Source organism: Aquabacterium humicola, from assembly GCF_030167915.1.
GTDB classification, from domain to species: Bacteria; Pseudomonadota; Gammaproteobacteria; order Burkholderiales; family Burkholderiaceae_C; genus Pseudaquabacterium; species Pseudaquabacterium humicola.
Window position 1 is genome coordinate 200,761 of the sequence record NZ_JARGNB010000002.1, and the last position, 26,104, is coordinate 226,864.

The following is a 26,104-nucleotide window of genomic DNA, read 5'->3' on the forward strand; positions in this document are numbered from 1 at the left end:
GTCTCCTCAAGGTTCGACGGGCAGCTCGCGCCGCGCCGCGGCAGCCGCGCGGGCGAGGTCCTGCAGCTTCAGCACGCGGCATGCCTGGTCGGGCGGCACGGGGTTCGGCCCGCGACCGAGCATCGCGTCGCGCAGCTGCGCGTAGTAGTGGCTCCAGCGGCCCGAGCGGGTCGGCCAGGCCCGTGCGCGGGGCTCGCCGGCGTCGCCCTCGACGATGCACAGCTCGCCGGGGGCGGCTTCGGCGGCATCCGGGGACAGGCCCGCCTTCAGCGCGTCTTCCTGCGGATCGAGCGCCCACGAGGTCCAGCTGCCGCGCGTGCCATGCAGCGCAAAACGCGGGCCCGGCAGCGCGGCCAGCATGCTCGCGGCCAGCGTCACGCGCAGGCCGCTGGCATAACGCAGCCGGCACTCGAAAGCGTCGTCGGTCAGGCCGCCGTCGCGCAGGATCATGATGTCGGCCGACAGCGCGACCGGCTCGCCGAAGAGCTGCAGCGCCTGGTCGATCAGGTGCGGCGACAGGTCGGCGAAGAGCCCGCCGCCCGGTTCGGCGCTTTCGCGCCAGCGGGCGCGCACCTGCGGCCGGTAGCGGTCGAAATGCAGCCGCGCTTCGGTGATGCGGCCCAGCGTGCCGTCGGCCAGCAGCGCCTGCGCGGTGAGGAAGTCACCGTCGAAACGCCGGTTGTGGAAGACGCTCAGCACGCGCCGGGCTGCCTGCGCCAGCGGCAGCAGCGGCGCGGCTTCGGCGGCGTGCAGCGCCATCGGCTTGTCGATCACGACGTGGCGGCCGGCCTCGAGCGCGCGGCGCGCGAGCGGCGCATGCGTGGCGTTCGGGGACGCGAGCACCACGAGGTCCAGCGAAGCGTCGTCGATCAGCGCGTCGGCGCTGGCATGCACGCGGACGTCCGGGCCGAGTGCGGCCTGCACCGCGCCGGCATCGCGGCTCGACACCGCGGCGAGCACGAGCCCGGGCGTCGCGCGGATCAGCGGCGCATGCAGCGTGCGGCCGGCATAACCGAAGCCGACGAGGCCGACGTTCAAGGCAGCGGTCACGGCTTCTCCGCCAGCGCCTTCAGGTTCGCGAGCCCGGCGTCGAAATCGTTGCCGACCATGCTGTCGGCATTCAGCGCGAGCCAGCGGAACAGCGGGTTGCGGCCCATGTTGCCGTTCATCGCCCAGGTCACGCGGTGGCCGGCGCCGTCGGGCGCGATCTCGATCTCGCCGTGCGACGTGGTGCCGAAATCGGGGAAGTACAGCTCGTAGATCACGTGGCGGCCCGGCACGGCCTCGGTGAAGGTCATGCGGCCATCGCCTTCACTCTTGCTCTGCCACGCCCAGGTGGCGCCCTTGCCGGACGGCGGCCCGCTGTACTCGATCTTCATCTGCGGGTCGCGCTGGTTCCACACCGCCCAGCGGTTCCATGCGCGCGGGTCGGCGATCAGCGCGTAGATCTTGTCGGCCGGCGCGGCGATGGTGATGCTGCGCGTGACCTTGAACTGCGGCGACAGGAAGAGGCCGCCGACGAACAGCACGGCCGCCAGGCCGAGCACGGCGATCAGCAGCCACTTGACGAGCTTCATGCGCGCATGCCCCTGCGGTGTCCAGTGTGGCGCGCAGTCTCACCAGATTCGTGTCGGGGCGCAATGGCATCATTGCCGCCGATCGCAAGACCCTGGCAAGACCTTGGCGCGAGGCGGCCACGAGCCGGCCACCCGCGCAGACATGGAGACTTCTTTGGACGCCGAAACCAACCCGCTGCTGGTCGACTGGGACCTGCCCTTCGGACTGCCGCCGTTCGCGCAGGCCAAGCCCGAACACTTCCGCCCGGCGCTCGAACGTGCGATGCGGCTGCACAAGTCCGAGCTGGCGGCGATCGCGCAGCAGGCCGCCGCGCCCGACTTCCACAACACCATCGCCGCCTTCGACCGTGCCGGCGAATTGCTCACCCGCATCGAGGCCGCCTTCTACAACCTGACCGCGTCGGCCACCTCGCCCGCGCTGCAGGCGGTGCAGCGCGAGCTGGCCGGGCCGATGGCCGCGCACTGGAGCAGCGTCTACCAGGACGCGACGCTGTTCGCTCGCGTCGACGCGGTGCACGCGCGTCGCGCGGACAGCGGCCTGACGCCCGAGCAGCAGCGCCTGGTCGAACGCTTCCACATCGATTTCGTGCGCGCCGGCGCGCAACTCGCGGACGCGCCACGTGCGCGTTATGCCGCGGTGGTGCAGAAGCTCGCCGAACTGACGACGGCGTTCGGCCAGAACGTGCTGCACGACGAGGCCGCCTACACGCTGCCGCTGCCGGACGAGGCCGCGATGGCCGGGCTGCCCGACTTCGTGCGCGCGGCTGCCCGCCAGGCGGCCAGCGAACGCGGGCTGGACGGGCCGGTGGTCACGCTGTCGCGTTCGCTGATCGTGCCCTTCCTGACCTTCTCCGAGCGCCGCGACCTGCGCGAGCAGGCCTGGCGCGCGTGGGTCGGCCGCGGCGAGCAGGCCGGCGAACACGACAACCGCCCGCTGGCCCGCGAGATCCTCGCGCTGCGCCGGGAGCAGGCGCAGCTGCTCGGCTTCCCGACCTATGCCGACTACGCGCTCAGCGACACGATGGCGCAGACGCGCGCGCAGGTCTGGAAGCTGCTGGACGAGGTCTGGGAACGCGCGCTGGTGGCTTTCGACGCCGAACGTTCGCTGCTCGACGAAGCGCGCTCGCGCGCCGGTGTGACCGGCCCGATCGAGCCCTGGGACTGGCGCTATTGGGCCGAGAAGGTGCGCCTGACGCGCTTCGCGGTCGACGAAGCCGAGCTGAAGCCGTACTTCGCGCTGCCCAACATGGTGGCCGCGGTCTTCGACTGCGCCGGCCGGCTGTTCGGCCTGCGCTTCACCCGCCGCGACGACCTCGCCGCCTACCACGGCGACGTGCTGGCCTACGAGGTCAGCGATGCCGCGGGGCGTTCGATCGGCCTGTTCCTGCACGACAACTTCTCGCGCCCCGCCAAGCGCAGCGGCGCGTGGATGAGCGCACTGCGCTGGCAGCACCGCAACGGCGGCGACGGCGCCGAGGCCGTGCGGCCGGTGATCCTGAACAACAACAACTTCGCGAAGGCCGCGCCGGGCGAAGCGACGCTGCTGTCGCTGGACGACGTGCGCACGCTGTTCCACGAGTTCGGCCATGGCCTGCACGGCCTGCTGTCGGACGTCGGCTACGCGCGCCTGTCCGGCACCAAGGTGCTGCGCGACTTCGTCGAGCTGCCGTCGCAGCTGTTCGAGCACTGGGCACAGGAGCGCGAGGTGCTCAAGGCCCATGCGCTGCATGCCCAGACCGGCGAGCCGATCCCCGACGCGCTGATCGAGCGCATCGAGGCCGCGCGCAAGTTCGGGCAGGGCTACGAGACGGTGCGCTACACCGCCAGCGCGATCGTCGACATGGCCGCGCACGAGGCGGCCGAGCCGGTGGACGACATCGTCGACTTCGAGCGCCGCGTGCTGGCCGACCGGCGCGCGCCGGCGGCCGCCGGCATGAACCACCGGCTGCCGCACTTCCAGCACCTGTTCTCCGGTGCGTCGTACGCGGCCGGCTACTACGTCTACCTGTGGGCCGAAGTGCTGGACTGCGACGCCTTCGAGGCCTTCGTCGAGGCCGGCGACGCGTTCGACGCGCCGACCGCCGCACGCCTGCGGCAGTGGATCTACGGCAGCGGCAACAGCGTCGAGCCGGGGGCCGCGTTCCGCGCCTTCCGCGGCCGCGACCCGCGGCTCGAGCCGATGCTCAAGGACCGCGGGCTGCTGTAGGCGCCTTCAGCCGCGGCGGCGGCGCGACAGGCCCAGCGCGCCGAGGGCGGTGAGGGCCAGCAGCCACGCGCTCGGCTCCGGCACTGCGGCGGCGCCGGTGCCGGCGGTGCCGCCGGTCGGACCGTTGTCCACCGGCACGGTGATCACCGGCGCGGCCTGCAGCAGCGTGACCGTCGCGGTCTGCGTCAGGGTCTGCTGGGTGGTGAACTCGAGCGCATTCAGCGCGATGCCGAGCACGGCACCATCGGCGAGTACCCACTCGATCGGCGTCCACGACAGCGTCAGGTCCACCCAGCTGTCGGACACCGAGCCGGCGACGGCGTCGCCGGTGAACTGGAAGGCCAGCGGGGCGGCGAAGGGGCTGGCGAAGGTCAGCGTCGCCAGCACGCCGAGGCCGTCGGTTTCGGCGGCGCGGATGCCGCCGTGGGCGTTGGCTTCGCGCAGCTGCACGCTGCCCACGTCGAAGGTGTAGGCCGCGCCGGCGGTGGCCAGCGAGAAGCTGCTGCCGCCGAAGCCGGCGCTGCTGAACAGCACGTCCAGCAGCGTGCCGCTGTTCTCGGCCGCATCGACGCCGTAGCCACCGCCCGGTGTGAAGCTGAAGCCGCTGACGGCGACCGACACGGGTGCGGCCTGCGCCGAGAGTGCGGCGGCCGCCAGTAGGGGCGCGGCGAGGGCCTGCACGAGACGACGCGGGGACGGGAAGGGCATGGAGGCTCCGGATACAAATTGCAACGAACCGGAGTCTAGGTGCTAAAAGTGATACTCGAGCGGCAATAAGTCCCGCTTCCCCCGACGTCGGGGCCACTCAAGCGGGGGGCGGCGCGGGGCTCAGCAGGGCCTCCAGCGAGGCCATGAAGCGGCGGAGGTCCAGCGGCTTGGTCCAGTAGTCGTCGAAGCCCGCCGCCAGGGCCCGGCGGATGTCGTCCGGCATCGCATTGGCCGACAGCGCGACGCAGCGGATACAGGCGGTCGACGGGTCGGCGCGCAGGCGGCGCAGTACCTCGTGGCCGTCGATGTCGGGCAACTGCATGTCGATCAGGATCAGCGCCGGCTGCGTGGCCCGGGCGCGCGCGATGCCGCTCAGGCCGTCCGGGGCGGCATCGAAGTGAAGGTCGTGCCGGCGGCTCAGCAGCTCGCTGACGATCAGCAGGTTGACGGGGTTGTCCTCGATGTAGAGCACCCGCCGCGCGGCCGCCGGCGGCGCCTGCGCCTCGGCGGCCAGCGGCTGGAAGCCGCTGTCGGGCAGCGTGTCGTCGGCCGGATCGGCCGCGTCGAGTACCAGGGCAAACGCGCTGCCGATGCCGGCTTCGCTGCGCACCTCGATGCGCCCGCCCATGCGCTGCACCGAGGCCTGCACGATGGCCAGGCCGATGCCGGTGCCGTCGATGCCCTCGGCTTCGCGGCCGAGGCGGTTGAAGGGCTCGAAGACCTGCTGCAGCTGCTCGGCGGTCATGCCGCGACCGCCGTCCTCGACGACCAGCCGCACGCGCCCGGTCTCGGGGGCCGGGGCCGCTTCGGCGCCGATGCGCACCCAGCCACCGGCGCGGTTGTACTTGATGGCGTTGGTCAGCAGGTTGATCAGCACCTGGCGCAAGCGCATCGGGTCGCCGCGCACCGCGCCCTCGAGCGCACCGCAGCGGATCGCGACGTCCGCCGCCTGCGCCATGTGCTCGATCAGCGGCAGCACCGACTGCAGCAGCGGCTGCAGCGGCACGGCGACGAGCTCCAGCGGCCGCTCGCCGGACTCCAGGCTCGACAGGTCGAGCACGTCGTTGATCAGCAGCAGCAGGTGCTTGCCGGCGGCGTGGATGTGCTCGGCGCGCCGCTGCACCATCGCCGCGTCCTGGGCCGGGCCGTCCGCCAGCAGCAGCTGCGCGAATCCCATCACCGCGTTCAGCGGGGTGCGCAGCTCGTGGCTCATGCGCGCGAGGAAGCGGGACTTGGCCTGGCTCTCGCGCTGCGCGAGCCGGATCTCGTCCTGGGCCTCGGCGGCGGCGCGCGCGTCGGTGATGTCCCAGTTGATGCCGATGCGCCGCACCGTGCGACCGTTGTCGTCGTGCATCGCCACCGAGCGCGACGCCAGCCAGTGCACGCTGCCGTCGGGCCAGACGACGCGGAAGGCGTAGTTCGACGCGCGGCCATCGGCGCTCGAGGCGCGGATCTCGTTCGTCACCATCTCGCGGTCGGCCGGATGCACCCAGGTCAGCGCGAGCTCGCGGCTGATCGGCCCGTCCAGCGGGGCGCGGCCGCGCAGGCGGTACATCTGCTCGTCCCACCAGCCCTGTTCGGCGACCACGTCGGTGGTCCAGGTACCGATGCCGGCGCCGCGCGTGGCCAGCGCGATGCGCTCCGCCGCCTCGCGCAGGCGTGCCTCCGCGGCGTGGCGCTCGGTGACGTCGAGCATCACGCCGGCCAGCGTGCGTCCGCCCGGGCCGATCTCCAACGAGGTGCGCGAGGCCACGCGCCGCTCGCTGCCGTCGGGCCGGAGGATGCGCAGGTCGACGTCGACGAGCCGGCCCTGGCGCCCGAGGGTCGCCTGCGCCGCCTTCAGCGCGGCGGCCCGGTCGTCGGGATGGAGATAACGCGTGATGTAATCGTCCACGGTCGGCGAGACGACCGCCTCGGCACCGCCGTGCAGGCGCCGCATCTGCTCGTCCCAGTGCACCTCGCCGGTGTCGAGCGACAGCGTCCACACGGCGACGCCGGCGGCGCCGGTGGCCATCTCCAGGCGCCGCGCCAGCGCCAGTTCGCGGCTCGACTGCTCGAAGCGCTCGCTGATGTCGATCGCCACGCCGACATAGGCGCCGAGCGCGGGGCCGGCTTCGGCGTGCTGGGCGATGCAGCGCGCCATCAGGTAGCGCAGCTCGCCGTCGCCGCGCCGCATGCGCAGGCCGATCTCCACCGCACCGTCCTGCGCGCGCGCCTGGCGCAGCCGCTCGCGCAGCTCGGCGCGATCGCCGTGGTCGACGAGTCGCAGCAGCGCGCGCACAGGCAGGCCGTCCTCGGGGGCCGGCCGCGACAGCAGCGCCCAGCCGCGTTCATTGGCATATACGCGGCGCCGCGCCGCGTCGTAGCGCCACAGCGCGATGTCGGCCAGGTCCATCGCCAGCCGCAGCTGGGCATGGGTCTCGCCGTAGGTCTGCGCCAGCTGGAAGGCCTCGGTGTCGTCCATCAGCACGCCCAGCGCGCGCTCGGGCATGCCGTCGGCGCCGGGGCGCACTTCCCATTGCGAGCGCACATGGCGCAGCCGCCCGTCGCCCGAGCGCAGGCGGAAGCGGATGGCGTAGCGGCCGCAGCGCTGCAGCGAGCGCTTGAACAGCGTCTCCAGCGGCTCGCGGTCCTCCGCCACGACGCCGCTCAGCGCGGTGTCGAAGCTCAACGCGCCGCTGCGCGGGTCCAGGCCCCAGAACTGCCACACATGGCGATCCCAGCGGCCTTCGAGCGTGCGCACGTCGCGTTCCCAGACGCCGATGTGGCCGTAGTCCTGCGCCATGTCCAGCAGCTCGGTCAGCCGCCGCCGGTCGGCCACCAGCGCCTGCGTGCGCGCGGCTGGCTGCAGCGTGAGGACCCCGCTGCCGTCGGGCGCGAAACGCAGGCCCAGCTGCGCATGCAGTGCCGCGCCGCGCGCGTCCTGGCCGTTGAAGTCGACTGGCGCGAAGCCCTCGCCGGTGCGCAGGCGCTTGAGCAGCCACAACCGCAGCGCCGGATCGGTGCTGCTGTCGCACAGCAGTTCGTCGAAGCGGTGGCCGACCCAGCGGGCCGGGTCGGCGAAGCCGGTGAAACGCACGAAGGCCTGGTTGACCGCCTGCAGCCGGCCCTGCGCATCGGTGAGCGCCACCGGCAGGTCGAGCAACTCGTAGGCGGCGATGTCCGGCGGGGCCGGCGGGTGCTGCGGCGTCATCGAAAGGCCGCCGGCAGGACAGCCGTCGGGCGGCAGGAGGTCGGCGCAGTCTAAACCGCGACCTGCGCCGCGCGCAGCCGCTTCGCCAGCCGGCGCAGCGCGGCCTGCGGCGAGGCCTGCGCCAGCTCGCAGCATCGCGAGGCGTACAGCGGGTCGCTGGTCAGCCGGTCGAGGTCGACGCAGTGGCCTTCGGCGGCCATCAGCCACTTGAGGTCGACCCAGTCGACCAGCAGGCGGGTGGAGGCGTTGACGTCGTTCATGGCAAGCGAGAATGCGTCAGCACTCAACGTTGCGACGGCCCGCGGCGCCGACAAGCCGACCACCGCTAGAGAGAGGACTCTGATGAGCCTGCCGCCGCCCCTGACCGCGCTGGCCGACCTGGATGCGCAACTCGCCGCCAGCGGCTATGCGGTGCTGGACGCCCCGTCGCTGGCCCGCCTGGCCGGTGTCGCGGTGGCCGACTTCGAGGCCTGGCGGGGCTGCTGGGACGCGCTGCCGCCTGATCCGCACCTGCGCGACGGCGGCCGCTACCGGCGGCGGCGCCACGGCTGCTTCGTTGTCGCGCCGGGTTCGGCCGGCGCGGTGTCGCGGCTGCAGGCGGCGCCGCACCGGGCGCACTGGCAGCCCGTCGAGTACAACGCGCTGCACGGCGGCATCGAGCGCTGGTTCGAGCCGATGGCGCCGGCGATGACCGACGATCCTCACTGGGCGAAGCTGCTGGTCGCGCTGGCCGACCGGGCCTCCCACCTTCGCGGCGACGGCGCGGCCGATGCGCCGTGGTACGTCGAGGCGCACCCGTTCCGCATCGACACCACCGACGGCATCGGCCGACCGACACCCGAAGGCGCGCACCGTGACGGCGTCGACCTCGTCGCGGTGCTGATGGTCGGCCGCCACGGCGTGAAAGGCGGCGAGACGCGGGTGTTCGACGCACGCGGCCCGCAGGGCATGCGCTTCACGCTGGCCGAGCCGTGGAGCGTGCTGCTGCTCGACGACGAGCGCGTGATCCACGAGACGACACCGATCCAGCCGGCCTCGCCGAACGAGCCGCGGCACCGCGACACGCTGGTGCTGACCTTCCGCCGGCATGGCTTCCAGGGTCCCGCCTGAACCGGCGGGTCCCCACGACAACGACATTGCGGAGACGACCTTGAGCGACAAGACGAACAACGACAAACCCCAGGATGCCGATGCCGACAAGCGCCAGCGCGAGAAGGTCGAGCAGTTGCTGGCCCGCGCACCGGCGCTCGGCAGCGGCTCGGTGACGCTGGCCGGCGGCCGGCGCCTCGACTACGGCGTGCGCGCCGCCTTCGTGCCGGTGGCGCAGGGCGGCATCGACGCGCAGCGCGGCGAGTTGCAGGCGGCGATCTTCACCATCGCCTACAGCGTCGCGCCCCAGGAGGGGAAGCAGCGCCCGGTGTGCTTCGCCTTCAACGGCGGGCCCGGCTCGAGCTCGGTGTGGCTGCACTTCGGTGCGCTGGGCCCGAAGCGGGTTCCGATCAACGACGACGGCACGATGCCGCGCGCGCCCTACACGCTGGTCGACAACCCGCTGACCTGGCTCGAACACTTCGACCTGGTGTTCATCGATCCGCCGCACACCGGCTACTCGCTGGCGGTGAACGACGCCGCGCGCAAGACGCTGCTGTCGGTCGACGGCGACGTCGACGCACTGGCCGAGGCGATGCGCCACTGGCTGGCGAGCAACGGCCGCTTCGGCGCGCCGCTGTACCTGGCGGGCGAGAGCTACGGCACCACGCGCGGCGCGGCGCTGGCCGACAAGATGCTGGACCTCGGGCTGGTCTTCGATGGCGTGATCCTGGTGTCCTGCGCGATGGACCTGCAGACGCTGGTCTTCGCGCCGCGCAACGACCTGCCCTACGCGCTGTTCCTGCCGGCCTTCGCCAACGTCGCGCAGTTCCACGGCCGGTTGAAGGGCTCGCTGAGCGAATCGCCGGAGGCCGCACGCGCTGCCGCCGAGGCCTTCGTCGCCGAGGACTATCTTGGCGCGCTGCACCTGGGCGCGCGCCTGGACGGGCGCGCGCGCACGCGCATCGAGAAGCGCATCGCCGAACTGACCGGCCTGGCGCCGGCGCTGGTGCAGGAGAAGAACCTGCGCATCAGCGAGCAGACCTTCTTCTTCGAGGCGCTGCGCGACGAGGGCCGCATCGTCGGCCGGCTCGAGGCGCGCGTCACCGGTCCGATGGCCGCGAGCCGCACGCGCGACTGGGAGTTCGATCCCGGCATCGAGGCGATCGCCGCGCCGTACACGACGGCGGCGCTGGCCAATTACGCCGCGCTCGGCATTCCGACCGAGACACGCTACGAGGTGCTGTCGCGAGAGGTCAACCGGGGCTGGAAATGGACGCGCGGCAGCGGCGAGGGCATGCACGAGGCCAACGGGTTCACCTGCACCAGCGTCGACCTGGGAAGGGCCTTACGGCGCAACCCGCACCTGCGGGTGCTGGCCGCCAGCGGCCGCTACGACCTGGGCACGCCGTATTCGGCATCGGACTGGTCGCTGGCGCAGCTCGACGTGCCGGCCGAGGTCATGAAGCGGGTGACGCACCGCTACTACGACGCCGGGCACATGTTCTACACCCGGCCGGCGGACCTGAAGCAGCTGAAGGACGATCTCGCTGCATGGCTGGAAGCCGGATCGCGTTGACACGCGGCAAGGCGTTTGCCGTGGAATACGGCACGGGGCCAAAAGTTCCTCTGGTTTTTCACGGATGCACGGCAGCCGGTGCGGGCGTAGTCTGCACTCGCTGCTGTGCCGGAACCGATGCTTCCGGCCCTCCGACAGCGGCGAAAGCGATGAGGAGCATTTCCCCTGGTGTGTGACCGCACCAGGGGATTTTTTTCAGCTATTGGAGGATCTCGACCCGGTTGCGGCCGTTGCGCTTGGCCTGGTACAGCGCCGCGTCGGCGTTGTGCACCAGCGCGGCGGCGCCGGCGCCGGCCAGCGGCACGCTGGCGGCGACGCCGATGCTCACGCTGATCGGGTAGCCGCCTTCGACGATCGCCGAGTAGTCGGCGCTGGCGACGGCGCGGCGGATGGTTTCGGCGGTGTCGAGCGCGCCGGACGAACCGGTGCCGGGCAGCACCACCGCGAACTCCTCGCCGCCGTAGCGCGCGGCCATGTCGCCGGCGCGGCGCACGCTGTCGCGGATCAGCCGGCCGACGCGGGCGAGGAAGCTGTCGCCGGTCTGGTGGCCGAAGAGGTCGTTCAGCGCCTTGAAGTGGTCGACGTCGATCATCATCAGCGCCAGCGGCGCGCCGTCGCGCAGCGCGCGGTACCACTCCTTCTGCAGCGTCGCGTCGAACTGGCGCCGGTTCGGCAGGCCGGTCAGCGCATCGGTCGAGGCCAGCGCGGACAGCTCGGCATTCGCCTGGCCCAGCGCTTCCTCGGCGCGGCGGCGCTGCTCGGCGTCGCGCAGGGTGACGAGGTAGTCGCCGAGGCCGTTGCCCGGCGGCAGCGACGCAACACGCGCCTCGACCCAGCGCGTGCCGCCGTCGCGCCGCAGCACGCGGAACAGGTCGGGCCCGCGGGCCTGCTGCGCGGTCTTGGTGAAATGGCGGGTGATGAAGGCGGCCCGGTCCTCGGGCACCAGCAGCTCGGCCAGCGTGTGGCCGTGCAGCTCCGGCGGCTGGCTGCCGAGCAGCGTTCGGGTCGCCGGTGACGCGTAGCGGATCGCGAGGTCGGCATCGACCGCGACGATCAGGTCGGTGGAGTGTTCGGCCAGCAGCTTGAAGCGCAGGTCGGTGTCCACCGGGCGCGGCAGGATCGCGACGCGGCGGCCATCGTTGAGGGTCAGCGTGTGGCCGCGCGACGCGCCGTGCCGGTGCAGCTTGTTGCTGACCAGCGCCCGGCCGACCGTGTCGGTCAGCGCGAAACCCAGGCCCTGGCCCTCGAGCAGTTGCGCGAGCGCGAGAAAGTCAGCCTCGTTCAAGCCGTGGTCCCTCCCCAGCAGCCCGTGGTGGTGCCTTTGGTGTTGGCGCTAGTCGCGGACCAGGCGGTCGCGCCGCGCCAGGGCGGGGAACAGCCGGGTCCACGTCAATACGACCAGCACCGTGCCGATGCCGCCCGTGACCGCGGATGCTACCGGGCCGAGCCACGCGGCGACAGCCCCCGACTCGAATTCACCGAGCTGGTTGCTGGCGCCGATGAACACCGAGTTGACCGCGCTCACCCGGCCGCGCATCGCGTCGGGCGTTTCCAGCTGCACCAGCGTGTGGCGGATCACCACGCTGACCATGTCGGCCGCGCCCGACAGCGCCAGCGCCACGAGCGACAGCCAGAACCCCTTTGACAGCCCGAACACCACCATCGTGATGCCGTAGGCGGCCACCGAGCCGAGCAGCCAGGTGCCGGTGCGGCGCTCGATCGGCCAGCGCGCCAGCGCCAGCGACATGCCCAGTGCGCCGACCGCCGGCGCGCCGCGCAGCAGACCCAGGCCGCTCGGACCGACGTCGAGGATGTCCTTCGCGAAGATCGGCAGCAGCGCGGTGGCGCCGCCGAGCAGCACCGCGAAGAGGTCCAGCGACACGGCGCCCAGCACCACCTTGCGCTCGATGATGAAGTGCAGCCCTGCGAGCATCGTCGCCAGCGACATCGGCTCGCGCGACAGCTGTGCCGGCCGCGGATGCAACTGCGCGATGGCGATCGTCGACAGCGCGAAGCCGGCGGCTGCGCTGCCGTAGACCACCGCCGCGCCGGTCCCGTACAGCAGCCCGCCGAGCGCCGGGCCGGCGATGATCGCGCCCTGCATCGCCGACGACGACAGCGCCAGCGCACGCGGCAGCGATTCCACCGGCACCAGCTGCGGCAGCAGCGCCTGCGACGCCGGCATCTGGAAGGCGCGCACGGCCCCCAGCACCATCGACAGCGCGAGCAGGCTGGTGCGGCCGAGCGCGTCATGCCACGAGCCGAGCGCGAGCACCGCGGCGACGATCAGCTGCACCGCCATCGACGCGGCCAGCACGCGCTTGCGATCGCTGCGGTCGATCGCATGGCCGGCGGGCAGCGCCAGCACCAGCGCGGGCACGAACTGCGCGAGGCCGATCAGCCCCAGGTCCCACGCGCTGCCGGTCAGGTCGTACATCTGCCAGCCGAGCGCGACCATCATCATCTGGCCGGCCGCGGTGGCGACCAGCCGCGCCGACCAGAAGCGGAAGAAGTCGGGCTGGCGCAGCAGGCCCGGCGTCGCGGCGGCGGCCCCGTCGCTCACTGCTCGTCTTCTTCCTCGTCCAGCGCTTCGAGCTGCTGCAGCTGCACCAGGCGCTGGTAGAGGCCGCCGTCGATCGCCATCAGCGCGGCATGGCGGCCGCGCTCGGCGAGCCGGCCGTGGTTCAGCACGACGATCTCGTCGGCATCGCGGATCGTCGACAGCCGGTGCGCGATCGCCACCACGGTGACGTGGCCGCGCAGCCCGGCGAGGGCCTGCTGCACGACGCCTTCGGTCTCGCTGTCGATGTGCGAGGTGGCCTCGTCGAGGAACAGGATCTTCGGCTCGCCGGCCAGCGCGCGGGCGATCGCGATCAGCTGCTTCTCGCCGACCGACAGCCGCGCGCCGCCTTCGCCGAGCGGCGTGTCGTAGCCGTGCTCGAGCCGGCGGATGAAGCCGTCGGCATGCGCAGCGCGGGCGGCGGCCTCGATCTCGTCGGTGCTCAGGCCCCGGCCCATGTCGATGTTCTCGCGGGCACTGGCCGCAAGCAGGAAGGGCTCCTGCGGCACCAGGCCGACGGCGCGGCGGAACGCGGCATCGCCGAGCTGGTCGATGGGCTGGCCGTCCATCAGCAGCGCACCCGGCGGCGCCTCGTAGAAGCGCAGCAGCAGCGACAGCAGCGTGCTCTTGCCCGACCCGGTGTGGCCGACGATGCCGACGAAGCTGCCGGGCGCGATCTCGAGGTCGATGTCGTGAAGCACCGGGCGGCCGGGCAGGTAGGCGAAGTTGAGGCCGCGGATGCTGATCGCACCGTCGCTGACCTCGCCGTGGTCCTGGGCCGGCAGGCTTTCGGCTTCGTCGAGCAGCGTGTTGACGCGGGCCGCCGCGACCATCGCCTGCTGCAGCTGCGAGAACTGCATCGTGATCTGGATCAGCGGCTCGACGACGCGCGAGATGTAGGCGACGAAGGCGTACAGCACGCCGACCTCGATCGCCGACAGGCCACCGGCGCCGCCGCCGCCGCTGCGCTGGCTGAAGACGAAGATCACGGCGCCCAGCATCGCGACGTTCAGGAAGTCGAGCGCCGGCCGCAGCAGCCAGGCGTTCGCGCGTAGCTCGTCGCGGCGGGCCGCGTAGTGCGCGGCGTTGGTCGCGGCGAAGCGTGCGCTGAAGGTCGGCGCCGCACCGCTGGCCTGGATCACCGCCATGCCGGCGATCGACTCGGCGGCCTGCGCGTTGAGGTCGCTGCGCAGCGCGCGGCTGCGTGTCACCGCCGGGGCCGACAGGCGCTGGTAAAGCCACACGATGCCGAAGACCGCGGGCACCAGCGTGGCGACGATCAGCATCAGCCGCCAGTCGAGCCAGGCCATCATCGCCATCATGCCGAGCAGCGAGATCACGCTGTCGAGCATCACGAACAGCACCTGCACGTACAGCGTCTTCACCGCCTCGGTGTCGTTGGTGACGCGGCTGACGAGCTGGCCGGTGATCGCGCGGTCGAAGAAGCGCATCGGCAGCCGCAGCACATGGCCGTAGACCGACTCGCGGATGCGCTGCACCGAGCGCATCGCGAGCCCCGCCAGGCGCACCAGCTGGCCGTAGCGGACCCAGCTGGCCAGGCAGCCGGTGACCAGCGCGCCGCCGAGCAGGCCGACGATCGCCGGGATGTCGGCGTTGCGCGGCAGCAGGTAGTGGTCGATGAAGGCCTTGCCGAGCGCCGGGCCGGCGGCTTCGAGCGCGGCGGCCAGCACCAGCCAGGCAATGGACGTCTTCAGCAGCGCGACCTCGGGCAGCGCGGCGCGCAGCAGCAGTTCGAGGGCCGCGCGCTTCTCGCCACGCGGTGCGGCCGCGGCGTTCTCAGTCGGACTCAAGCGACGCCTCCAGTTGCTGCACCCGCCATTGCGTCGCGTACCAGCCGCCGAGCTCGACCAGCTCGCGGTGGCTGCCGCGTTCGGTGACGTGGCCATGGCGCAGCACCACCACCTGGTCGGCGTCCTGCAGCGTCGACAGCCGATGGCTGGCGATGATCACCGTGCGGCCGCGCCGCGCATCGCGCAGCGACGCCAGGATGCGCGCTTCGGTCTCGGTGTCGACGGCCGACAGCGCGTCGTCCAGCAGCAGCAGCGGCGCATCGGCCAGCAGCGCGCGAGCGATCGCCACACGCTGGCGCTGGCCGCCGGACAAAGTGACGCCGCGTTCGCCGACCGGCGTGTCGTAGCCCTGCGGCAGGTGCACGATATCGTCGTGCACGGCGGCGGCGCGGGCGGCGGATTCGATCTGTTCACGCGTGGCATCCGGCCGCGCCAGTGCGATGTTCTCGGCCACGCTGGCGGAGAACAGGAAGGCCTCCTGCGGCACCCAGGCGATGCCGGCGTGCAGCGCGTCGAGCGTGTAGTCGGCCAGGGGCACGCCGCCCCAGCGCAGGCTGCCGGCCTGCGGCGGCCATTGGCGCAACAGCAGCTTCAGCAGCGTGCTCTTGCCGGCGCCGGTGGGGCCGACCAGGCCGAGCGTCGACCCTGCGGGCAGGTGCAGCGTCACGCCATCGAGCGCCGGCTGCGCCTGGCCGGGGTAGGCGAAGCGCACGCCGTCGGCATCCAGCGCGCCCGGCTGCAGCGTCGCGGCGGTGCCGTGGTCGTCGACCGTCAGCGGCTCGTCGAGCACCGGCTGCAGGCGGCCCCACGCGGCGCGGCCGCGCTCGATCAGCGACAGCACCCAGCCGGTGGCGAACATCGGCCAGATCAGCTGGCCGAGGTACATGCCGAAGCTCGTGAGCTGGCCGACGGTCATCTCGCCGCGCCACACCAGCCAGCCGCCGAAGCCGAGGGCGAGCACGATCGCCGTGGTCAGCGTGAAGCCGACGGCCGGCTCGTAGCTCGCCTCCCAGCGCTGGGCCTGGAAGCTGGCGTCGGCGGCGCCGCGCGCGAGCTCGCCGAAGCGTTGCGCGCTGCGCGCTTCGAGCCCCAGCGCGCGCAGCGTGCGCACGCCGGCCAGCGTCTCCTGCACATGGTCGTTCAAGGTGCCGAAGGCGGCCAGCGACGCGCGGGAGGCGTCGTGCACATGGCGCGAGATCCACCAGAACGACAGCGCCATCGCCGGGAAGGGCAGCAGCACGACGAGGCCGAGGCGCCAGTCGACGCCCAGCGTCATCGTCGCGACGACGAGGATCAAGGTCAGCGTGCCGTCGAAGCCGGCGAGCATCGCCTCGCCGGCGGCCATCTCGACCGCGTCGACGTCGTTGGTGGCCAGCGCCATCAGGTCGCCGGTGCGGCGGGTCTGGAAGAAACGCGGGCCCTGCAGCGACAGCCGCCGGTACAGCGAAGTGCGCAGCTCGACGCCCATGCGGTAGGCGGCCGAGTACAGCTGCAGCCGCCACGCCACGCGCAGCCCGTAGATCAGCGCGCCGGCGCCGAGCAGCAGCGCCAGCTCACGCCACAGCGCGGGCCCGCTCAGCTGGCGCGCGACCAGGCCGTCGACCATCGATCCGATCTGCCGCGGCAGCCAGACGATCAGCAGCGCGATGCCGAACAGCATCACCCCCGACGCGGCATAGGCACGCCAGTGGCGGAGCACGAAGCTCCCGATCAGACGGGACAGGGACATGCGGCGTCAGTCGCGCAGGTCGCCGATCGGATCGCTGCCGAAGTCGTCGCGTTCGAGCCGCGCGAGCAGCGCTTCGGCGCAGGTGTCGGCCGTCACCAGCAGGCCGTCGGCCTGCAGCTTGACGAACCGTTCGCGCTCCGGGAAGCGCTCGGGATCGGCCGATCGCAGCTCGACCTGCATGTCGGTGTCGATCACGCCGGGCGCCATCGACACCACGCGCGCCGGGTTCGCTTCGGTCGCCTGCTCCAGCTGCAGCGCGCGGCTGAAGTGGTCCATGCCGGCCTTGGCCGCGCAGTACGCGGCGCTGCCCGCCATCGCGCGGCGGCCGAGGCCCGACGAGATGTTCAGCACTCGGCGCTGGCCGCTCCAGTGGGCCGTCACGTCGAGGAAGGTGGCCGACAGCAGCAGCGCCGCTTCGAGGCCGACGCGCAGGGCGTTCGACAGGGCGGTCAGCGGCACCTGCTGCAGCGGTGCACCGCCGCCGATCGCCGCGGCATTGTTGATCAGCGTCGCGCTGGCGATCTGCGCCGCGTCGACGTCGCACAACCAGGCGCGCAGGCGCTCGGCCACCGGCAGCGGGTTGTTCAGGTCGAGCGGCCACTGCGCCAGCGCGCTGCCGGCGGCTTCGGCCTTCGCCTGCAGGGCGGGACTGGCATGGCGCGCGATGCCCAGCACCACGTGCTCGGGCTTCAGCAGCCGGCCCACCAACGCAGCGCCGAGGCCACGCGACGAGCCGGTGACGATGTAGAGATGGTGTTGCATGGCGCGGCAGCATACGCCAGCACGAGGCGCTCAAAAGGGCGGGGGGCTGTGCAGATCGAGGGCGTCGCCGGTGGAAGGATGTGCGAGCTGCAAGCGGCTCGCGTGCAGCAGCAGGCGCGGTGCCGCCGCGGCGACATCGGGCGGGGCATACAGCTCGTCGCCGAGCATCGCATGGCCGATCGCCATCAGGTGCACGCGCAACTGGTGGGAACGGCCGGTGACCGGTTGCAGCGCGATGCGGGTGCGGCCGCGTTCGGGGTCGCGTTCGAGCACGCGCCAGCGTGTGCGCGAGGGCTTGCCATGCTGGTGGTCGACCCTCTGCCGCGGGCGGTTCGGCCAGTCGCAGATCATCGGCAGATTCACCTCGCCTTCGTCGTCGGCGACCAGCCCGTCGACGATCGCGACGTAGGTCTTGTCGACGCGCCGCTCGGCGAAGGCGATCGACAGCGCACGCTGCATCGCCGCGCCGCGGCCGAAGACGATCAGCCCCGAGGTCGCCATGTCGAGCCGGTGCACGATCAGCGCATCGGCATGCAGCGCCTGCACGCGTACGGCAAGGCAGTCGGCCTTGTCCGGCCCGCGGCCGGGCACCGCCAGCAGCCCGGCGGGCTTGTCGGCGGCGATCAGCGCGTCGTCGAGGTGGATCAGCGTCGTCGTCATCGGTGAAAAGAAACGATACACGGCGAAACCGCGGCGAAAGGACGCCGCGCGGCGCGGCCGCGACGATGGCGTGCATCTTCACCGCAAGGCCCACGAAAGGACTCCCCATGCGACGCTGGCTCAAACGAACCTTCATCGGCGCGATCGGCGCCACCTTCCTGATCGGCGGCGGCCTCGCGGCCTGCTCGCACCACCGCCAGCACGGCGGCACGCCGATGACCGAGGCCGAGATCGCCAAGCTGCGCGAGCGGGTGATGGACAAGGCCACGCGTGCGCTCGAGCTCGACGCCGCGCAGCAGGCCCGCCTCGGCGTGCTCGCCGATGCCATCAAGGCGCAGCGCAACGCGCTGATGAGCGGCGGCGAGCGGCCGCGCGATGCGCTGCAGTCGCTGGTCGCCGGCGCGCAGTTCGATCGCGCGAAGGCGCAGGCGCTGATCGACGGCAAGACGAGCGCGATCCGCGAGCAGGCGCCGTCGCTGATCACCGCCTTCGGCGACTTCTACGACAGCCTGCGCCCCGAGCAGCAGCAGAAGCTGCGCGACTACATGAACCGCGGCCATGGCCACCGTCACTTCTTCCGCGGCTGAGGCCGCCTCGCCCGGCGCGGTGGACCGATCGCCGCCACGCTGGGTGACGCTGCGGCCGCCGCGCATCGCACAGGCGCTGATGGCCGCGGCGGTGGCGCTGCATGCGGCGCTGTGGGGCATCGAGGCGCCGCTGGGCCGGCTGCCGGCGGTCGGCGCACTGATCGCCGCGGCCGGCGCGGCCTGGGTGCTGTGGGCGTGGTGGTGCTTCCGCCGCGCGGCGACGCCGGTGCTGCCGACCGCGGAGCCACGCGTGCTGGTCGACGAGGGGCCGTTCCGCTACGGCCGCAACCCGATGTACCTGGGGCTGGCGCTGGTGATCACCGGCGGCGGCGTCGCGCTCGGCTCGCCGCTGCTGGCGCTGGCGGCGGTGGCTTTCGTGCTGATCGTCGACCGGCTGCACATCCCGTTCGAGGAAGCCCGGCTGCGCCGCCGTTTCGGTGGTTGGTACAGTGACTACGCTGCCGACGTTCGGCGATGGATCTGATGTCCTGAAGGTGATGCACCGCATCCTGCTGATCGACGACGACGAGCACCTGGCCGCGCCGCTGGCGGTGTACCTGAAGCGCTTCGACCTCGAGCTGGAATCGGCGTTGCGGCCGAGCGACGGCCTCGCGCGGCTGGCCGCCGGCGGCATCGACGCGGTGATCCTCGACGTGATGCTGCCGGAGATGGACGGCTTCGAGGTCTGCCGCCGCATCCGTCGCGACAACCGCGAGGTGCCGGTGCTGATGCTGACCGCGCGTGGCGACGTCACCGACCGCATCGTCGGCCTCGAGCTCGGCGCCGACGACTACCTGCCGAAGCCCTTCGAGCCGCGCGAGCTCGCCGCGCGTCTGCAGACCATCCTGCGCCGGCTGCGTCCCGCCGCGCCGCCGGCAGGCGCCGTTGCCGAGCCGATGCAGCTGCGCTTCGATGGCCTGTCGATCGACGTCGAGCGCCGCGAGGTGCGGCGCCAGGGCGAGCCGGTCGAGCTGACGGGCACCGAGTTCGAGCTGCTGCTGCTGCTGGCGCGCGAGCCGAACAAGGTCTGGCACCGCGACGACATCCTGAACCGGCTGCGCGGCCGCGATGCCGACCTCTACACGCGGGCGGTCGACATCCTGGTCAGCCGGCTGCGACGCAAGCTGGAGCCGCTGGCCTGCATCAAGACGCTGCGCAACGCCGGCTACACCTTCGCGCTGGCGCGCAGCGCATGAAACACCGACGGCACTGCCCGCCGCGGCCCTGGCACAAGCGCCTGCGCCATTCGCTGCGCTGGCGCCTGGTCACGCTGTTCCTGCTGCTGGCGGTGTGCACGTCCTTCGTCTTCATCGGCGGCACGCGGCAGATGGTCGGCAGCGGCTGGCGCCAGCTGGTGCAGCCGCTGTTCCGCGACTACGTCGATCGCCTCGCGAACGAAGTCGGCAGCCCGCCCGACGTCGCCCGCGCGCAGGCGCTGGTGCAGCGGCTGCCGATCTCGGTGCGCATCGAGGGGCCGGCGGTCAACTGGGCCTCGCACGAGCGGCCGTCGGGGCCGAAGGACGCGGCCTTCGCCGCATTGCTGACGCGCAGCACGGCCGACGGCCACACGATCCGCTTCGGCCTCGGCGACGTCTGGCACAACGAGGACCGGCCCCGGCGCGTCGGCTGGTGGATGCTGGCCGGCCTGCTGCTGCTGCTGCTGCTGGCCTACGGCTACGTGCGGCACCTGTTCCGGCCGATCGACGACATCCGTGCCGGCGCGCTGCGCTACGGCGCCGGGGACTTCAGCCAGCCGATTCCGCTGCGCCGGCGCGACGAACTGGGCGACCTGGCGGCGCAGGTCAACGGCATGGCCGACGGGCTGCAACGCCTGCTCGAAGGCCAGCGCGGGCTGCTGCTGGCGATCAGCCACGAGCTGCGCTCGCCGCTGACACGCGCGCGCTTGAATGCCGAGCTGGTGGCCGAGGGCACGTCGCGCGACGCGCTGCTGCGCGACCTGAACCTGATGCGCGACCTGATCAGCGACCTGCTGGAGAGCGAGCGCCTGGCCGGCGGCGCGGCGGCGCTGCAGACCGAGCGGCTGGACCTCAACGCACTGGCGACGGAGCTCGTCACGCAGCAGTTCGCCGGGCAGGCGGTCGAACTGGCGCTCGACGATGCGCTGCCGCCGCTGCTGCTGGACCGGGCGCGCATCCGGATGCTGCTGCGCAACCTGCTGGACAATGCGCTGCGGCACAACGCCGGGTCCGGCACGCCGGTGCGGCTGAGCACATCGCCGGTTGACGGCACGTCGGTGCGCATCGTCGTGCGCGACGCCGGGCCCGGTGTCGCCGACGAGGATCTGCAGAAGCTGGCGCAGCCGTTCTACCGGCCCGATGCCGCGCGCAGCCGCAGCGGCGGCGGGGTCGGGCTGGGCCTGTACCTGTGCCGGCTGGTCGCCGAATCGCACGGCGGCAGGCTGACGCTGCGCAATGCGCAGCCCGGGCTGGAGGTGACGGCCGAGCTGCCTTGGCGTTAGCCGCGTTTCGGCCGGTTCAGCACGATGTCGCCGTACCAGGCCTGCTGCTCGTGCTTCAGCGCATCGCTGTCGGTCAAGACGCCGACGCTGCTGATCATGCCGGGTGCTTCGCCGTAGACACGCTTGTAGTCGGCGACCACGTCCCGTTCGTAGTGCAGCCACTGGCCGGTGCGCTTGGCGCCGCTCTCCACCGTCAGGTAGTGGATGCGCGAGGTGCGGTGGTTGCGCACGACCGACTCCGGCGGCAGCGTTGCGCACCACACGTACATCAGCGTCGCGAAAGGCAGGCGCTGGCCGGTGAAGAGCTCGACCTGGTCGAAGATCAGACGGTCGCGCAGCGACAGGCGGGCATCGTCGCCGTCGAAGGCCAGGATCACGCGAGCCGGGGCGTCGTCGTATTCGGGCACGTCGACGCTGGCCTGGCTCGGCACCTGCTGCACGCGCCAGCTGAACTGGAGCGTCGAGTGCTGCTTCGGATCGATGCGCACGGGGCAGCGCAGGCCGGTGGCGCCGGCGGTTGAACGCGCGTGCAGCACCATTCGGTCGTTGTCGCGCACCACGCTGTAGCGCGTCGGCGCCTTGTCCTTGCGCAGCGCGTAAGGCTGCCAGCCCGCGGGCGGGCGGGTGCCGGCGGTCGCCGACGAGAACGGCGCGATCGCATCGGGCATCGGCGACGACACGGCGGGGGCCGCCTCGTCGATCAGCGGACCCCGCTGCGCGCAGGCCCCGAGCCCGAGCGCACCGAGGCCAACCAAGCGGCGGAAGACGGCGCGGCGGGCGCCGGGGGGCTGGTCGTCATCGGCGACCAGCGGATACTGCGGGGGCATGCCACATCCTTGAACATCAGCCGGCAAGCGACGCGGCCTTGCGTCGACCACCGGCGGCGCGGATGTTAACGGTCGTTGCTGACGGGCAATTGACCGAACAGCAGGTCCATCCCGATCAGTTCGCGATCAGTTGTCGCGGCTTTGCGAGCGGTAGACCGCCGCGCGCAGGTCGGCTGCGAAGCCGGGGTCCGAGCCTTCGATGCTGCGGGCCCATTGCAGGACTTCTTCGGCGTTCTGCGGTTCGGCCTTCGCGCGCTCGAGCTGCCACTGGTCGAGACGGCGCAGGAAGCTGATCAGCGCGGCGGCGGCGTTGGCGAACCAGATGGACCCACGGGGAGCCGACAGGCGTGTAGCGCGGCCGAAGGTCATGGAGGCGGACATGGTGTGTTCTCCGTTGAAACGAACCCGGTTTGGTTTCGTGTTGCGGTGCAGTATAGGGTTAGTACTTAGCCAACGCCTAGGGTAAACACCTAAATCACTGGCGACCGTGAGGATTTCGCAAACTTCGGGTCCCGCATTGACGCGGGCGCTCGCTGCGTTCACACTCGCGGCCTTCTTCAACCCAGCCGACAGGAGGCCGACGATGACTGCCACGCAGATTGCCCTTGCCCTGTCGGCGGCGCGTTCCTCGCGCTAGGCGTTCACCCGCTTCTCGGGTCCTTCGGCCCGGATCGATTCCGCCGCGGCGCCTGCTCGCCGCCGACCCTCGTTTGCCGAACCGCTGCCACCGGCCCTGTGCCGCGCGGCGCGGACCTCTCTCGAGCATCGAACGGATCGATCCGACATGTTGGAATTCCTCGACTTCGAGGCGCTGCGCAGCATCGGGCTGCGCGCGCCCATCCTCCAGCAACTGAACACGCTGATGCTGGACCCGGCGGTGCGCCTGATGCGCGTCGTCGAACTGCAGCGCGAGCACCTGCTGCTGCATGACGGCCAGGCGCTCGCCCGCGGACGCCTGGACCACGCGCTGATCCGCCTGCTGGACAGCGGCGACGACGCGGTGGCCGTCGGCGACTGGGTGCTGGGCCGGCCCGACCCGCCGCTCGGCTGGCGGGTGGTCGACCGGCTGACGCCCTCGACGCAGCTGTCGCGCCGCACGAACGACGGCCGCGGCAGCCCGCAGCGGCAGGTGCTTGTGGCCAACGTCGACGCGGCGCTGCTGGTCATGGGCCTGGACCATGACTTCAACCTGCGGCGGCTGGAACGCTACCTGGCGCTGGTGCGGCTGGCGGGCATAGCCGCGGCCCTGGTGCTGACCAAGGCCGACCAGGCGGAACCTTCGCTGATGGCGCGGCGCATCGAGCAGGCGAGCGGCTGCGTGCCGGAGGGCACGCCGGTGTTCGCGCTCGACGGCCGTGACCCGGCATCGGCGGCGGCGCTCGCGCCGTGGCTGGTCGCTGGCCAGACGCTGGTGCTGCTGGGCTCCAGCGGCGCCGGCAAGAGCACGCTGACGAACACGCTGACCGGCCAGGCGCTGCAGTACACCGGGCCCGTGCGCGACGACGACAGCCGCGGCCGCCACACGACGACCACGCGCACGCTGCACCGCACGCCGTCTGGCGCCTGCATCATCGACACGCCGGGCCTGCGCGCCCTGCGGCTCGATGTCGGCGACGAGCAGCAGCTGCAGCAGGTGTTCGGCGACATCGCGCGGTGGGCGACGGCCTGCCGCTTCCGCAACTGCCGGCACCAGGAGGAGCCCGGCTGCGCGGTGCGGGCCGAGGTGGCGCCGGAGCGCGTGCGCAACTTCCACAAGCTGCAGCGCGAGGCGAAGCGCGACACGCTGACCGCGCTGGAGAAACGCGAGGTGGTGTCGCAGTGGAAGGCGCGTGGCCGTGCGGCGGCGCAACGCATTCGCGCGAAACGATCGGGCTGAGCGCCGCGGCAGGGAAGGGCCGCGGAGCCCGGCGGCATACTGTGCGGCGGCCCATGACCCTGCACATCCCGACCCTGATGCTCGCCCTGCTGCTGGGCTTCCTGCTGCTGACGCTGGAGCTCGGCGTGGCGCTGCGCCGGCTGCACAACCGGCCGGAGTTGCGCAGCTGGACCTGGGGCTGCTGGGCGCTGTTCGGCGGCTTCGCGATGCTGGCCGCGCGGCTGGTGCTGCCGGTGTCGATGTCGATCGTGATCGGCAACGGCCTGATCTGCCTCGGCATCCTGATGTACACCCGGGCGCTCTACCGCATGTTGCTGGACGCGCCGCTGCCGCGCTGGCAGGCGGTGGGCTGCGGCGGCTTCGTGCTGGGCATCGTTGCGCTGCTGCCGTGGCCGCTGCACCAGCGCACGGCGGTGGTGTCGCTGTTCTTCGTCGTGCTGCTGCTGCCCGCGGTGTGGGTCGTCGTGCGCCATGGCTGGAACGCCGAACGCTCGCTGCGCACGGTCGCCGTCACGATGGGACTGGCCGCCGGCGCGCTGCTGGTGCGCGCGGTGCACGCGTGGTTCAACGCCGCGGAATACACCGACCTGCTGCAGGCCAGCCTCGGCCAGGGCCTGACCTTCCTGATGTCCTTCCTGAGCATCATGGGCGCGGGCTTCGCCTTCGTGCTGGCGGTCTTCGAGCGGGTGGCGCTGCAGATGGAAAAGCTGGCCACGCACGACGGCCTGACCGGCTGCCTGAACCGCAGCACCATCGACGCGATGCTGGCGCACGCGCTCGACCGCGGCCGTCGCGAGGGGGCGCCGGTGAGCTTCGTGCTGCTCGACCTGGACCACTTCAAGCTGGTCAACGACCAGCATGGCCACCGCACCGGCGACGCGGCGCTGCGTGCATTCGCGCGCACGGTGCGCGAGCGGCTTCGCGCATCGGACATCTTCGGCCGCACCGGCGGCGAGGAGTTCGGGCTGGTGCTGCCGGGCACCGACGCCACGGGTGCGCGGCGCCTGCTCGAACAGATCCGTGCCGCGGTCGAGGCGATGCCGGTGCGCGATGCGCTCGGCCATCCGGTGCGCATCACCGTGTCGGCCGGGCTGGCGGTGGCCGATCCCGCTTCAGGGATCTCCGGCGACCGGCTCTACGGCCGCGCCGACCGCGCGCTGTACGAGGCCAAGCATGCCGGCCGCAACCGCGTCGAGACTTATTCGGGCAGCAGCGAATCGGGCTTCTTCGTGCTGGACAAGGCGGCCGCGGGCGCCAAGGTTCAGTAGTTCAGCCCCATTGCGTCGCGCACGTCCTTCATCGTCTGGCGGGCGACCGTGCGCGCGCGCTCGGTGCCCATCTCGACGATCCAGTGCACCTGCTTCGGATTCGCGAGGTAGCTCTCCGCGCGCTCGCGCCACGGCTGCTGTTCCTTCAGCACCGCCTCGATCACGGGTTGCTTGCACTCCAGGCAGCCGATGCCGGCGCTGGTGCAGCCCTTGACCACCCAGTCGCGCGTCGATTCGTCGGAGTAGACCTTGTGGAACTCCCACACCGGGCAGCGCTCGGGGTTCCCGGCGTCCGTGCGCCGCACGCGCTGCGGGTCGGTCGGCATGCGCTTGATCTTGTGCTCGACCTGGGCCGGTTCCTCGCGCATCGCGATGGTATTGCCGTAGCTCTTGCTCATCTTCGCGCCATCGAGGCCGGGCAGCTTGGTGACCTCGGTGTGCAGCGCGCGCGGCTCTGTCAGCACGGTGCGGCCGCTGCCCTTCAGGTGGCCCAGCAGCAGCTCGGTCTCTTCCTCGGACAGCACGGTGGTGGCCTTGCGCACCACGGCCTCGCCCTTGCCCAGCGCCTCGGGCGAGCCGGTCTCGCCGAAGGCCTTGCGCTGCTTGTCGTAGTAGCGCGAATCGTCCTTGCCGAGCTTGGCCTGCGCGGCGGCCACCTGGGCGTCGAACGTGGGGCCGCGGCCATAGAGGTGGTTGAAGCGGCGCGCCACCTCGCGCGTCAGCTCGACATGCGAAGCCTGGTCCTCGCCCACCGGCACATAGCTGGCCTTGTAGATCAGGATGTCGGCCGCCTGCAGCAGCGGGTAGCCGAGGAAGCCGTAGGTCGCGAGGTCGCGGTCCTTCAGCTTTTCCATCTGATCCTTGTAGGTCGGCACGCGCTCCAGCCAGCCCAGCGGCGTGCCCATGGCCAGCAGCGTGAACAGCTCGGCATGCTCGGGCAGGCGGCTCTGGATGAAGAGGGTCGCCTTCTCGGGATCGAGGCCGGCGGCGATCCAGTCGATCACCATGTCGTAGACGTTGCGCTCGATGACCTCGCGGTCCTCGTAGTGCGTGGTCAGCGCGTGCCAGTCGGCGACGAAGTAGAAGCAGTCGTAGTCCTGCTGCAGCTTGACCCAGTTCTTCAGCGCACCGTGGTAGTGGCCGAGATGCAGGGCGCCGGTCGGGCGCATGCCGGAGAGTACGCGGGGTCGCAT

At 71.9% G+C, this 26,104-nt stretch carries 23 protein-coding genes; 9 read left to right on the forward strand and 14 right to left on the reverse strand.

Annotated elements, in window-relative coordinates; translation table 11 throughout:
- Positions 1-6 precede the first annotated feature (6 nt).
- Both P1K89_RS11195 and P1K89_RS11200 read right to left on the reverse strand, forming a co-directional pair.
- A complete protein-coding gene (locus P1K89_RS11195; RefSeq protein WP_284616533.1) occupies positions 7-1,050 on the reverse strand; it encodes an oxidoreductase in 1,044 nt (347 codons plus the stop codon).
- Positions 1,047-1,577, reverse strand: coding sequence for an SRPBCC family protein (locus tag P1K89_RS11200; RefSeq protein WP_284616534.1), 531 nt, complete (start codon positions 1,575-1,577; stop codon positions 1,047-1,049). The genes P1K89_RS11195 and P1K89_RS11200 overlap by 4 nt, the downstream gene beginning before the upstream one ends.
- Positions 1,578-1,731: 154 nt before the next feature.
- On the opposite strand from P1K89_RS11200, the gene P1K89_RS11205 reads away from it, so the two are divergent.
- On the forward strand, positions 1,732-3,783 hold the full coding sequence (locus P1K89_RS11205) for a M3 family metallopeptidase (protein ID WP_284616535.1): 2,052 nt from the start codon (positions 1,732-1,734) through the stop codon (positions 3,781-3,783).
- Positions 3,784-3,789: 6 nt separating this feature from the next.
- Here P1K89_RS11205 and P1K89_RS11210 read toward each other — a convergent pair whose 3' ends face one another.
- From P1K89_RS11210 to P1K89_RS11220, 3 genes are all read right to left on the reverse strand, one after another.
- Positions 3,790-4,491, reverse strand: a complete 702-nt coding sequence (locus P1K89_RS11210; protein WP_284616536.1) for a PEP-CTERM sorting domain-containing protein — start codon at positions 4,489-4,491, stop codon at positions 3,790-3,792.
- A gap of 97 nt (positions 4,492-4,588) precedes the next feature.
- Entirely contained in the window at positions 4,589-7,684 is a 3,096-nt protein-coding gene (locus tag P1K89_RS11215; RefSeq protein WP_284616537.1) for a hybrid sensor histidine kinase/response regulator, read from the reverse strand.
- Between the two features lie 50 nt (positions 7,685-7,734).
- Positions 7,735-7,944 carry a hypothetical protein gene (locus P1K89_RS11220; RefSeq protein WP_284616538.1) on the reverse strand — a complete coding sequence of 70 codons (210 nt, stop codon included), beginning with the start codon at positions 7,942-7,944 and terminating at the stop codon, positions 7,735-7,737.
- A gap of 82 nt (positions 7,945-8,026) precedes the next feature.
- Here P1K89_RS11220 and P1K89_RS11225 point away from each other — a divergent pair, with 82 nt between their 5' ends.
- Both P1K89_RS11225 and P1K89_RS11230 read left to right on the forward strand, forming a co-directional pair.
- Positions 8,027-8,794 carry a 2OG-Fe dioxygenase family protein gene (locus P1K89_RS11225; RefSeq protein WP_284616539.1) on the forward strand — a complete coding sequence of 256 codons (768 nt, stop codon included), beginning with the start codon at positions 8,027-8,029 and terminating at the stop codon, positions 8,792-8,794.
- Between the two features lie 40 nt (positions 8,795-8,834).
- Positions 8,835-10,352 carry a S10 family peptidase gene (locus tag P1K89_RS11230; RefSeq protein ID WP_284616540.1) on the forward strand — a complete coding sequence of 506 codons (1,518 nt, stop codon included), beginning with the start codon at positions 8,835-8,837 and terminating at the stop codon, positions 10,350-10,352.
- 199 nt (positions 10,353-10,551) lie between these two features.
- Here P1K89_RS11230 and P1K89_RS11235 read toward each other — a convergent pair whose 3' ends face one another.
- From P1K89_RS11235 to P1K89_RS11260, 6 genes are read right to left on the reverse strand one after another with little or no spacing between them, the layout of a single operon-like run.
- Positions 10,552-11,637: a GGDEF domain-containing protein gene (locus tag P1K89_RS11235; protein WP_284616541.1), complete on the reverse strand. Its 1,086-nt coding sequence runs from the start codon at positions 11,635-11,637 to the stop codon at positions 10,552-10,554.
- A 48-nt stretch (positions 11,638-11,685) separates the two neighbouring features.
- Positions 11,686-12,915, reverse strand: a complete 1,230-nt coding sequence (locus tag P1K89_RS11240; protein ID WP_284616542.1) for an MFS transporter — start codon at positions 12,913-12,915, stop codon at positions 11,686-11,688.
- Complete coding sequence (locus P1K89_RS11245) at positions 12,912-14,723, reverse strand: ABC transporter ATP-binding protein (protein WP_284616543.1); 1,812 nt, start codon at positions 14,721-14,723, stop codon at positions 12,912-12,914. Before P1K89_RS11245 ends, P1K89_RS11240 begins: the two co-directional genes overlap by 4 nt.
- On the reverse strand, positions 14,710-16,452 hold the full coding sequence (locus tag P1K89_RS11250) for an ABC transporter ATP-binding protein (RefSeq protein ID WP_284616544.1): 1,743 nt from the start codon (positions 16,450-16,452) through the stop codon (positions 14,710-14,712). Before P1K89_RS11250 ends, P1K89_RS11245 begins: the two co-directional genes overlap by 14 nt.
- Positions 16,453-16,458: 6 nt before the next feature.
- Positions 16,459-17,214, reverse strand: coding sequence for an SDR family NAD(P)-dependent oxidoreductase (locus P1K89_RS11255; protein WP_284616545.1), 756 nt, complete (start codon positions 17,212-17,214; stop codon positions 16,459-16,461).
- Between the two features lie 30 nt (positions 17,215-17,244).
- On the reverse strand, positions 17,245-17,874 hold the full coding sequence (locus P1K89_RS11260) for an RluA family pseudouridine synthase (RefSeq protein ID WP_284616546.1): 630 nt from the start codon (positions 17,872-17,874) through the stop codon (positions 17,245-17,247).
- A 107-nt stretch (positions 17,875-17,981) separates the two neighbouring features.
- Here P1K89_RS11260 and P1K89_RS11265 point away from each other — a divergent pair, with 107 nt between their 5' ends.
- From P1K89_RS11265 to P1K89_RS11280, 4 genes are read left to right on the forward strand one after another with little or no spacing between them, the layout of a single operon-like run.
- Entirely contained in the window at positions 17,982-18,461 is a 480-nt protein-coding gene (locus P1K89_RS11265; protein WP_284616547.1) for a Spy/CpxP family protein refolding chaperone, read from the forward strand.
- Positions 18,433-18,945 carry a methyltransferase family protein gene (locus P1K89_RS11270; RefSeq protein WP_284616548.1) on the forward strand — a complete coding sequence of 171 codons (513 nt, stop codon included), beginning with the start codon at positions 18,433-18,435 and terminating at the stop codon, positions 18,943-18,945. Before P1K89_RS11265 ends, P1K89_RS11270 begins: the two co-directional genes overlap by 29 nt.
- Positions 18,946-18,958: 13 nt before the next feature.
- Positions 18,959-19,657, forward strand: a complete 699-nt coding sequence (locus P1K89_RS11275; RefSeq protein WP_284616549.1) for a response regulator transcription factor — start codon at positions 18,959-18,961, stop codon at positions 19,655-19,657.
- A complete protein-coding gene (locus tag P1K89_RS11280) occupies positions 19,654-20,940 on the forward strand; it encodes a sensor histidine kinase (protein WP_284616550.1) in 1,287 nt (428 codons plus the stop codon). Before P1K89_RS11275 ends, P1K89_RS11280 begins: the two co-directional genes overlap by 4 nt.
- Here P1K89_RS11280 and P1K89_RS11285 read toward each other — a convergent pair.
- A complete protein-coding gene (locus P1K89_RS11285; protein ID WP_284616551.1) occupies positions 20,937-21,767 on the reverse strand; it encodes a DUF3047 domain-containing protein in 831 nt (276 codons plus the stop codon). The two genes, P1K89_RS11280 and P1K89_RS11285, sit on opposite strands and share 4 nt — an antisense overlap.
- Before the next feature lie 126 nt (positions 21,768-21,893).
- Positions 21,894-22,148, reverse strand: coding sequence for a hypothetical protein (locus tag P1K89_RS11290; RefSeq protein ID WP_284616552.1), 255 nt, complete (start codon positions 22,146-22,148; stop codon positions 21,894-21,896).
- A 403-nt stretch (positions 22,149-22,551) separates the two neighbouring features.
- Between P1K89_RS11290 and rsgA the strand changes: the two genes are divergently transcribed.
- Complete coding sequence (gene rsgA / locus P1K89_RS11295) at positions 22,552-23,643, forward strand: ribosome small subunit-dependent GTPase A (RefSeq protein ID WP_284616553.1); 1,092 nt, start codon at positions 22,552-22,554, stop codon at positions 23,641-23,643.
- A gap of 53 nt (positions 23,644-23,696) precedes the next feature.
- The gene (locus tag P1K89_RS11300) at positions 23,697-24,911 is read left to right on the forward strand and encodes a GGDEF domain-containing protein (RefSeq protein ID WP_284616554.1); all 1,215 of its coding nucleotides are present in this window, start codon (positions 23,697-23,699) and stop codon (positions 24,909-24,911) included.
- Here P1K89_RS11300 and P1K89_RS11305 read toward each other — a convergent pair.
- Entirely contained in the window at positions 24,905-26,104 is a 1,200-nt protein-coding gene (locus tag P1K89_RS11305; RefSeq protein ID WP_284616555.1) for a tryptophan--tRNA ligase, read from the reverse strand. The genes P1K89_RS11300 and P1K89_RS11305 overlap by 7 nt on opposite strands.